This is a genomic window from Butyricicoccus sp. AM78-15b2TA, assembly GCF_027665985.1.
GTDB classification, from domain to species: domain Bacteria; phylum Bacillota; class Clostridia; order Oscillospirales; family Butyricicoccaceae; genus Agathobaculum; species Agathobaculum butyriciproducens.
Genome location: NZ_JAQEHY010000063.1, coordinates 1 through 542, shown reverse-complemented (window position 1 = coordinate 542; position 542 = coordinate 1). Strand labels below are relative to the sequence as shown.

General features: G+C 52.2%; 1 pseudogene. It reads right to left on the bottom strand.

Going from position 1 to position 542, the window contains the following annotated elements:
• Positions 1-542 (bottom strand): annotated as a pseudogene (locus PGS25_RS15615) (hypothetical protein); the annotation flags it as partial.

Sequence of the window (542 nt, the reverse complement as noted above, 5' to 3'; positions counted from 1 at the left end):
CCCTCGGCGGCACAGTCGCGCATAAACTCATACCACGACCGTTTCTGTCCGCGCAGGTAGCACTCAAACTCACGGCAGCCACGCCCGCGCAGTTCCAGCAGCACGCCCTTTTCTTCATCGGGTGAGGACAGAACGAGAATGTTGCCATGCATGAAGCGGTATGAATAGCCGTACACGCCACCGTCCTCGGAGATTACATATTTCATGTTGAGCCGCAGAATTTTTTCAAGCACATATCGTGCGTCCGTTGTCTTGAAACGGATTCGCATATAGTCAAACATGATGGACAACGGTTCGTTCTCGGGATTGAATCGCTCGATTGCAGACATGATTTCAAAACGCTTCTCATAAGGTAACTCGGTCTTGCCGGTTTCCAAAGCGCGAAGCTGCTTTGTTGTCATGCCGAGTTGAAGCGCGAACCACTCCTGTTCGACACCGTAAGTGCGGCGCGTTTTGCGAAGCTGTGCGCCCCATTTCATGCGGTTCTGTTCGTGATTGGAGAGTGCCTGCTGCAAACTTTCGTATACCCAATCGGACGGAAT